The sequence below is a fragment of the Okeania sp. SIO2F4 genome (genome assembly GCF_010672385.1).
GTDB lineage: Bacteria > Cyanobacteriota > Cyanobacteriia > Cyanobacteriales > Microcoleaceae > Trichodesmium.
The window spans coordinates 1-8743 of the sequence record NZ_JAAHGT010000372.1 but is presented as its reverse complement, the minus strand read 5'-3'; the positions used below and the strand labels follow the sequence as shown (position 1 = coordinate 8743).

5 protein-coding genes are annotated in these 8743 nt (G+C 35.9%); 2 read left to right on the top strand and 3 right to left on the bottom strand.

The window, feature by feature from the left end; translation table 11 throughout:
- Together F6K22_RS21830 and ppk1 are read right to left on the bottom strand one after the other, a co-directional pair.
- Positions 1–740 (bottom strand): RNA-dependent RNA polymerase family protein (locus tag F6K22_RS21830; protein WP_363274111.1); only part of this gene is annotated, 740 nt, incomplete at its 3' end.
- Positions 741–942: 202 nt separating this feature from the next.
- Complete coding sequence (ppk1, locus tag F6K22_RS21825; protein ID WP_293102607.1) at positions 943–3105, bottom strand: polyphosphate kinase 1; 2163 nt, start codon at positions 3103–3105, stop codon at positions 943–945.
- Positions 3106–4278: 1173 nt separating this feature from the next.
- On the opposite strand from ppk1, the gene F6K22_RS21820 reads away from it, so the two are divergent.
- Complete coding sequence (locus tag F6K22_RS21820) at positions 4279–4485, top strand: hypothetical protein (protein ID WP_293102603.1); 207 nt, start codon at positions 4279–4281, stop codon at positions 4483–4485.
- Positions 4486–4669: 184 nt separating this feature from the next.
- On the opposite strand, the gene F6K22_RS21815 is transcribed toward F6K22_RS21820, so the two are convergent.
- Positions 4670–6604, bottom strand: coding sequence for a mechanosensitive ion channel domain-containing protein (locus tag F6K22_RS21815; RefSeq protein WP_293102600.1), 1935 nt, complete (start codon positions 6602–6604; stop codon positions 4670–4672).
- A gap of 1138 nt (positions 6605–7742) precedes the next feature.
- Here F6K22_RS21815 and F6K22_RS21810 point away from each other — a divergent pair.
- Complete coding sequence (locus tag F6K22_RS21810) at positions 7743–8666, top strand: hypothetical protein (RefSeq protein ID WP_293102597.1); 924 nt, start codon at positions 7743–7745, stop codon at positions 8664–8666.
- The last annotated feature ends 77 nt before the right edge of the window (positions 8667–8743 follow it).

Here is an 8743-nt window from a genome sequence, read left to right as displayed (position 1 = left end):
GACAAACCTTTGTTTCCTAGTAGAATTTGTATTTTGTACAAATCTTCATATAGGATAGATTTATTATCATCAAATAATGCAAAGTCATCCATAAATCTTAAATAGCTTTCGGAGCGTAAACCACCATTATCATCTATGTCTTGTAAATAAAAATTTCCAATCATTTTACATGGATATATACCTTGAGGCAAACAATCAATAGAACGACCTGTGTTAATCTCTCTTAGGAACTTACCAAAAATTTGTGAATCATCATCATTTTCACTAAATTTCATAAACCAATTGTGAAGATCGTGATGATAAATGCTGTTGAAATAATTTGCAATATCCAGTTCCATTGAATATTGAAATTTATCTCTACAATTGTAATAATTTTCCTTGAATTCCTTATATGATTCTCTCCCTGGAACTGGATTATCATTCAAGAAAATATATCCATAAGTATATCTATTATTATTTTTTAATAGTTGGAATTTATCCTTATATTTGTACGCAATATAATAAATATACCACTCGGCAACAGGGTCTAATTTCAAGGTTCTTCTGACTGCTCGATTAGGTTTATCTGAATAAACCCGAGTCTGTGGATTAAAGTTTTCATTTTTTTTATCAGAGTATATTTTATTAATCAACTCTGAAAGATGTGATTGAGCATACTTAGCTATATACTCACTCAAGTTTAATGGAAATAATGTTCTCTTCAAATCATCTAAAATAAAGTCAGATACTGGATTATTCATATTGGTTAAAATTAGACTAGAATATGCTGTCATTTTAAATTGAGATGTCTATTCATACACTAGCAGATTATTACAATGTTATTTTAACAAGTGTTTTGTATCATCCGCCACTATTTCAGCCATAATATCCTATTTCCTGAGTCATTATACCAAATTTACCAGTAGGGAGATTCCAGAGAACATCCCTACATTCCCCCTCTCTCTAATTATTCGCTACAGTTTCCATCAAAATTTTATGGGAACCAAGTTCAGGAGAATTATCAGTAGGACGACGCTGAATATACTGACCGTCTGATTGTAAATCCCAAGCTTGGCGATTGTCAGATAACAGAATACCCAGAATCTCTTGTAACTCTTTCGTGAGGTCAGGATCTTCCACAGGTGTAATAGCTTCTACCCGACGGTTAAGATTACGAGGCATCCAGTCAGCAGAACCAATATACAACTCCTCCTTACCTTTATTATGGAAGTAGAAAATGCGAGAGTGTTCTAAATAACGCCCGATAATACTCACCACCTTAATATTTTCACTCATATCCTTCAAACCAGGACGCAGACAACAAATACCACGGACAATCAAATCAATTTTTACCCCTGCTTGAGATGCTGCATACAAATTAGCAATGATTTCAGGGTCTACCAAAGAGTTCATCTTCGCAACAATACGACCTGTATCTCCATCTTTGCAATTCTCAATTTCCCGACGAATCAGTTTGATAAAGCGATCGCGCATATTCACAGGTGCCACCAACAACTTCCGGTAAGACTGTTGCCGAGAATATCCCGTCAAGAAATTAAACAAATCTGCTAAATCTGCTCCTAATTCTGGGCGACAACTCAACAAACCAAGATCGGTATAAAGTTTAGCCGTCTTAGGATTATAGTTACCAGTGCCAATATGAACATAACGACGGATATGACCTTCCTCCTGACGCACCACCATCACAACTTTTGTATGAGTCTTCAGACCTGCTAAACCATAAACTACATGAACCCCAGATCGTTCTAACTTCCGCGCCCATTGAATATTATTTTCTTCATCAAATCTTGCCTTCAATTCCACCAGTGCTGCTACTTGTTTACCATTTTCTGCCCCAGCAATCAAAGCATTGACAATAGGTGAATCTCCAGAAGTGCGGTAGAGAGTCATCTTAATCGCCAATACATTAGGGTCGTGTGCTGCTTGGGTAATAAAACCTTGTACCGTACTTGCAAAAGAGTGATATGGGTGATGCACCAATAAATCTTTCTGGCGAATTACTTCAAAAAAGTCAATTCCATTCTTCTCATTAAGGTTACCAGTTGTTATATCATCACTATAATTTCGCAACCGTGGTGGCATAATAGATCCCCAACTTGGATCTTTAAGGTTGGGCAACGGCAACCCTAGGAATGACATTAAATCTTTGAGATCGAGTAATCCATTTACTGTGTAGACATCTTTTTCCGACAACTCCAACTTTTCCATTAATATCTTTTTTAATTTACTTGGCATTGTTGGATTAATTTCCATTCTGACTACCGTACCACCTATACGCCGTTTTCGGAGTTCTTTTTCAATCACTAACAGCAAGTCATCACCTTCATCTTCTTGCACTGCTAAGTCAGCATCACGAGTAATCCGAAATAGGTGATACTCCTGAATATCCATACCAGGAAACAGAGAACCCAAATTGTGAGCAATGACTTGTTCGAGAGGAACTCCCATCCAATTTACAGTTTTAGCGTTTTCTTTTATTTGTAATTGTTCTGGTAAGGGCAAAAACCGAGGTAATATTTTGGCAACTTTAATTCTGGCTAATAAATCTTCTTGAGTATCTGGATTTTTCAGCATTACTGCTAAGTTAAAACTAAGATTAGATAAATAAGGAAAAGGATGGCTTGCATCAATAGCTAGAGGTGTGAGTACGGGAAATATGTGTTCTTCAAAATAGTTTTGTAAATATGTTTTTTGCTCTTTATTTAGGTCTATATAATTTAGGATATAAATGCCATTTTTTGCTAATTCTGGTCGTAAGGTTTCTTCAAAGAATTGGTGTTGTAAAGAAACCATTGGTAAGAGTCTTTGATTAATCCCATCTAGTTGTTCTTGGGGAGTACAACCGTCAGGAGTTAACTTATGTACTTCAGCTTCTATTTGTTTTTTCAGAATTGCTACCCTAACCATAAAATATTCATCTAAGTTAGAACTAAAAATTCCTAAAAATTTTAAACGTTCTAATAGGGGAGTACGGGGGTCTAAACCTTCAGATAAAACCCTACGGTTAAACTCTAACCAACTAAATTCTCTGTTAAAGTAGTATTGTGGGTCACTGAGTTTTTTTTCTACAGGAGTTTCTGTTGCATTTTTTTTGTTTTTGGACATAGTTAATTAGAGTATCTATTGATATTGGTTTAAATTTACATTGATTGTAAGGTAGTCTTGATAAGTTGTAAAGTCTACTTTTTTCAAGAATTAACAGTGTAATTAGAACCTTTGATGAATCTAGTTAAAGTGCTGCCAAGGTTGCAAGCGATCGCCAGATTAAATAGACCTCTTCATAAAAGAGGGAGTAAGGAGTAGTAGGGACGTTGTATGGAACGTCCGTACAGATTAGTAGGAAATAATTGATGGTTTCTGTACAATAATTGATTTGATTTTTTATTATTGGAGATGTCTAATAGTGTAAATAGTGTGGTCAATTTTCAACCTAGTTAAAATATTTATCTAGACAAGTTATGCTTTGGTAAATAAATGTTTAAATAATGGTAATGAATGTTAAATATATTTGACTTTCACCGCACACAAATATCAAGAATAATTTATGTTTGTATTTCGATCGCAATAGTGCTGTGATGTAAGCATTTCCTACGGAATGGGGAGCTGACAACCGTCAGCATTCCTGATTCAGCATTCAGCTTCATTTTTTACTTGCTCACGATCTGAATCAAATATTTATGGTATGTTCCTGCTCAACCCGACTTCTAAACCTTGAAACTGCAATAAATCAAATAACCTGATACTTTTCATTGCGAGGGGAGCGGAGAGAGTAATTATTTTGCTTGACTCAATCATTACAGTCAAGAATATATGAAGATTCAGTAAACATTCACTGTAACATTAGATGATTATATATATAGTATTTGAAAATTTGATGTTTTTTGGTGTGAAACGGGTCATAGCAATTACCATATATTAATGCTATACTTGACGGTACTGCAATTATTAAGTAATAAAAAAAGGCCGAACTACCTTTTTAATAATTGTTAGCCAGTGGCGTATTAATTATTTTATGTTTACTACTCCCGTGCAATCGGAAAATGTAGATAAGTTTTTGAGAAATGGTATTACTTACTTATTACTAATACCACTACGGAAAAAAAGAATGCTACAAAACTCTATTTATACGCAACAGGAAGCAGGCAACAGACAACAGACAACAGAGATTTGTAGGAAACACTTATCAAACAGCTATAAACAGCTATAAGGTGTGTAAATATACGGATATGTCATAGATATAGTGAAAATATACATTAAGAAAAGAAAGGATAATATAAAATGACTCCCAATAAATCAAAATCAGAATCTGTAGTTCCAGTTCTCGGTATCGCAGCCTTGACATTTATTGCTACAGCAGTTTACGTTGGATTCGGAGTAGCTAGTATAGTTGATAGAAGTCTTGCTGTTTTGGATGTAGCTCCTGAAAATGCAAGAGTAGAGCAAGCAGGAGAAAAATTGTCTGTTTGGAATGATTCTGATAATTAGTTATCAAAAATAGTTATAAAAAAATATTTGTTTGTAGTTGTGCTTTAGCACCCCAAATATTCCTACAGTGCTTTAGCGCAACTTAATTCTGAGAATAAAAGTGATTAAAATACTTTACAGGATATGTCCCTGTCATTTCAGTTATCAGTTATCAGTTATCAGTTTTTAGCTATCAGTTTTCTCCTTATCGATCGGAATCATCTTGTAGATTTGAATCAATTTCATTCTCTGAGCTATTAGAATTAGTGTTAATATTGGCTTCAACTTCATCATTATAGAATCGATAAAAAAGAGGCTCATCCTTAAAATTATGTTCGTCGAAAACATGGTGAATTATCCCCTGTTGTAACATTAACTCACCCATCAGAATCGCTTCTTCCCTGGTAGCTCGTTCATTAATCATTAACCACTCTACTGCTTCCGACCCTAAAAATACTTTTTTGAAAAGCTTAAACTGAAATCGTCGATCTTTGATAGAAACTCCATTCTCTCCACGCATCGCACTAGATATTGCTTCCCAGTCATACTCTTGTTTGATAGGAGGAGGTTCAATAGATGGAATTTCTTGAGGTAGAAGTCGATATTCTATAGGAGTTTGCGATCGCATCCAAGCATAGATTTCTGGATCGAGGTCTTTGAGATGTAGGTCTTGTTGGGGGCGAGCAACTTCTACTCCATACTTTCGCAAGTATCTTTCTATCTGGTTATATAGGTGGGTTTTTACCTTTGGTTGCTTAAGAGGATCGCGGATAAATGCCACCACCCGAAACTGTAACCCATCCTCTGTATATTCCCGAAATTTTACCTTGGGGGGAGGATGGCGGAGAATATCTGGATGTTCTACTTGAGCAGCAGCAAGTAGAACCTTGTAGACAAAATCAATATCTGTACCATATGGAATTTTCACATAAGCTTTTACCCTAGTTATACCGCTACGGTTCCAGTTGAGAACCTCTCCTTCAATAAAGCGAGAATTGGGAATAGTAATAATATACCGTTCGATATTAGAAATGTCAGTAGTTCTAGCACCGATGCGTTGAACTAAACCTTGAAAATCTCCTACTTGAACCAACTCTCCAACTTTGATTGGACGGACGACAATTAAAATTAACCCACAGATAAAGTCTTTAACAATATTTTGTAATCCAAAACCAATACCTATTCCCAGCGCCCCAAGCAGAATAGCCAGAGATTGAAAGTCTACCCCTCCAGCATTAAGAATTAGCAGCACCCCTAGAGATAGCAGTCCGTATTCGACAAAAAAAACAATTGTACCTTGGTGACTAGGTTCTGCTTCTGTGAGGGGAAGCAAGCGAGATTTGAGAATACTCACAAACCAACCTACTCCTATCCAAAGTGCAGCGATAGTTAGAGCGATCGCTAATATTCGGTTGAGAGAAATACTTTCTTCTCCCAATTTAAACATTCTGGCATTAAATGTACTGTCTAGAAGTTGAAAAATCTCATAAAACCAACTTCTAGTTATGGGAAATAATTGAACTCCATAATTGATAAATGTTGCCCATACTCCCACTTGGAATAATACCAAAACTAATAATTGTAAAGAGTGCCAGCGTCTCTGAGGATTTTTTATCTTCAGGCGTAGAATGTAACGAAATAGTAATACGAGTCCCCCTTGAAGCAACAGGGTAGTCATAAAGGCAATTGTCAGCTTTTTGACTGCCCAACGGGTATAAGCTGGTGTGCGTTCCCGCCAACTTCGATCCAAACCCTGCTGGAGTTGTTCCTGCCACATTTGCGCCTGCATCCCTGAGTACATGGAGTCGAGGGTATCCTCTGCCACCTGCACCAAGGGGCGACTATCAACTTTCAATACCAGATTTTGATTAGAGCGAACTACTTTGACCTCTGGAGGTTTTCCCCGTCCAATACTATCAGCTAAGGCTGACTCTAGGGTTGATGTTATAAATTCAGCTCGTTCCTGAGCTGTGACTTTTCCTAAAGGACCTATTTCTAAGAGTTCCCGACCATCTAATACCACTGGAACTTTGACACTTGCTGCATCTTCAGCTTGGACAGGAGAAAGTAGAAATATTGATAGTAAACTGATGCAAACTACAAGGGCAAATCTAAATACATATTTCTGAAGTCTTGCCATATAATACCGTTTCACAGAAGTTAAAAGTCAAAAGTTAAAAGTCAAAAGTTAAAAGTCAGATTTTATAGGCTCAAAACTTTGATGCTACACTAATTTCAGGAAATTATTTCAGATCTAAAGTTTGAAACTATTTGTGACATCTTTAAAGTGAATTGGTATAAGTACCTGTATACGAACCGACACCGAATCAAAGATTACGGCGCAGGACTTATCGCTCCCTCAAACCTCCTCTCAATTTAAGTACCTTTTCGCAATACCTGTGAATTTTTCCCAACCCATTCTCAGAAATAAATGAACTGAAATTAATTGAACCTAAGTTAAGTTTCAACTGTACCGAAGTCGGGTTTATTAGGAAGATACCATAAATCTTTGATAGAAACAAATAAACCCGTATTTTAGTCGGAGGCTACATTCAATAAAATGTAGCTTCATTGGTATAATAAAGACTATATAATATTTTTATATATTTTAAAGTATCAAACTCAATCATGTCAACACCAATAAAAGGATTAGACCCTCAGACCAATATTTTAATTAAGCTAACATAACTCAAGCTAATATTATTAGATAATTTAAGTAAGTAAGGGAGAATAAAGCTAACTATTTAACAAAATGTTGATGCAGCTAAAACTCCTGAGATTACTTCCTGGCAATTCCTTCGAGTCGCAATGAGATAGTAACATTTAATGACACCTGGCTATTTATGCCTGAATTTAGTGGAAGTGAGAAAAATTTCATCAATCATTTACTCCTAATTAAATCTACTCAGTCAAAAGAGAAAATCCTAATTTTTTACCAAAAAATGAGGTCTAAAGCCTCCTCTTTTAGGAGGATGAAAAAGTGGTCGTTTTCGGCTGTCGCCGACATGAAACGCGGAGCGACTTGAATTGCGTTTGCGGAGCATGACAAACGGAAAGCTTGGAGTAGGATGGGATGGCGTTTCGCTTCGCGACATGAAAAGCGTTAGCGGAGCTCCTCTGCAAGAGGCAGCGGCTCTGTCAAGAGCGGGTTTCCCGAAGAGTGCAGAGCCGCTCCGAAGTGCGCCATATCCAATCGACCAAGAGAAAATATTCACCATACATATTTCAAGCTGAAGGTATATGTCGGAGGTACTGATAACTGATAACTGATAACTGAAATGAACAATCTATGCAGAAATCAATATATGAATAAATCACTACTATATTTGACTATTTCAATCATCTATGGATGTAGTAACTTTTCTACTGCTGAAAATCAATTATATTTGTCTACTACATCCCCCACTCCGACTTTTGTAGAATGCCCACAAAAACCAAAAACTCGTTTGGGAAAAACAGATACTAAATCTTTATCTTTAACTGCAAATATCATTACTATATCGGATACTGTTAACTCCGAAAAACAACTTGGATATAAATTTTATGCCAGAACAGGCAAAGATTTTAACTATAGAATTACTAGCAATGTTTGTATTTGGATATTTGCCCCAGATACTAAACTATTACAACGACGAGAATTAATCATAGCTACACAGCAAGATTCTCCTATTTCGGGAGAACAAATGTCTATCGATCTACCCCTGACAGGCGAATACATTATACAAGTTTCAACTCCTACTAAATCCTCACAATTTAACTTAGAAATGAGTTTAGGTGATTTGCCAATACCAGAACCATCTGTGGTTAGTTCAGAAACCGCAACATCAGCTTCTCCATCAACGCCAATATCAGAAACAAGTTCTACCAAAGCTTCTGCTGAAGAAGCAGTAAAAAATTATTATTCAAATCTGAATCAAGGTAAATATCAGCAAGCTTGGAATCAACTATCATCAAGTTTTCAGAATAATCAAAAACTACATCCAGATGGTTATAATTCCTATTATGACTGGTGGTCAGGAATCAGTAATATTGTGATTCAAAATGTTCAACAAACTAATACAAGTACAGACACATCTACAATAAATGTACAGGTAAAATATACAAAAAAATCAGGAGAAAATATTACTCAATCCCTGGAGTTATTTTTAATCTGGAATTCTGCAAATAATAATTGGGCGATAGATGCTGTTACACTTAATTAGTTGAAATTATACCAGTTTCAAAAAATACTGCTACATTAACTTTTTTTGTATTTAGGGAAGACCTGGACCATTACCAA

What these genes read in the sequence shown, in the direction of transcription:
- F6K22_RS21820 (WP_293102603.1), top strand. Translation starts at nt 4,279, where the DNA reads ATGACTCCCAATAAATCAAAATCAGAATCTGTAGTTCCAGTTCTCGGT.
- F6K22_RS21815 (WP_293102600.1), bottom strand. Translation starts at nt 6,604, where the DNA reads ATGGCAAGACTTCAGAAATATGTATTTAGATTTGCCCTTGTAGTTTGC.
- F6K22_RS21810 (WP_293102597.1), top strand. Translation starts at nt 7,743, where the DNA reads ATGAACAATCTATGCAGAAATCAATATATGAATAAATCACTACTATAT.
- ppk1 (WP_293102607.1), bottom strand. Translation starts at nt 3,105, where the DNA reads ATGTCCAAAAACAAAAAAAATGCAACAGAAACTCCTGTAGAAAAAAAA.